The 1124-nt window shown below is 32.9% G+C and carries 1 protein-coding gene; it reads right to left on the bottom strand.

The window, feature by feature from the left end:
* Window positions 1–911: 911 nt before the first annotated feature.
* Window positions 912–1124, bottom strand: a 213-nt coding sequence (locus tag GTR01_RS24720; protein WP_228452276.1) for a hypothetical protein, incomplete at its 5' end; no start/stop codon positions are given.

Genomic DNA, 1124 nt, shown 5'->3' with positions numbered 1-1124 from the left:
ACTTATACCATCCCTCACAAGTTTATTTAACATAAAATTTACACAGATACATCCATTGTGAGTAAGTATTTAACTTAACTTACTGGTTTATTTATATTTAAACCCATATTTATACTTATCCACAATTAGTCTTAATTAACTGGAATATGGAAAATAAAGGTTGGATAATATATATATAGCTATTATGCTTATAAAATTTCAAAATAAAATTATAGTGTTGTTCTATTAAGAAGCAAGTACCACAAGATCTTTGAAGCAAATTCTCTGGAGATAGTAAGGGTTTGTAAATACTCCATGAATAAATTACAGGTAATCTTTAACATTTGATCGTAATAGAGATTTTTATAAGATTTTGCTCCCGTAAATATTATTGTATATGATGTGAGATTGATGATTGATATAGGTTTGGGTTAAATCCAAGGGAAGAAGCTTGGTGTATGTAAACGGGCTAAAGCCCGTTTCTATTGAGGGATGCTCTGTGGAAAAAGCTGAGTATACTATATAGTATGAAAATTAGGGGTGATTCTGGCGTATGCTTTATTAATATGAAATGATCTTGTGGAGATCCTTACAGGATGACAACGATGGTAAGACAAACAAAAATAATGATACAAAAAGATATCAGGGATAGAATAAAAAGGATATGAATAATAAGTAGTTTCTAATCAATAGCAAATATTTGTATGATATATTTATCTCCTCAGCCTTCATCATCCCGCAGGGATCTCGACAACGTTAGCCCTGGCTGGTATATTTATACAGTGTTCACTCCATTCAATAGAAGTGGGCTTTAGCCCGCTTTATTATTTACAAACAATCCAATGGCTTTAGCCAAAATCTATAATACAAAGAATGAATGAATAGAGCTTAGTAAACACTATTCACTGATTTCCATACTCCTGTTGAGATCCTTACAGGATAACAAGATACAGGGAATAACGATAATAGAATAATGATAAGGAATAGATGGTGGTGGTTGGTGGTGTACTCCCTAAAGTATAAAGCAAAAAAAAATCCTCTATCTTTCGATAAAGGATTTTTAAAAATAAAATAAAAACTGGCGGCGGCCTACTCTCCCGCGTTAGCAGTACCATCGGCGCTGGTGGGCTTAACTTCTGTGTTCG

Origin of the sequence: Chryseobacterium sp. c4a, from assembly GCF_009900745.1 — a bacterium.
Taxonomy (GTDB): Bacteria; Bacteroidota; Bacteroidia; order Flavobacteriales; family Weeksellaceae; genus Chryseobacterium.
Note: the sequence above shows the minus strand (reverse complement) of the source record. Positions and strands in the feature narration are given on the sequence as shown.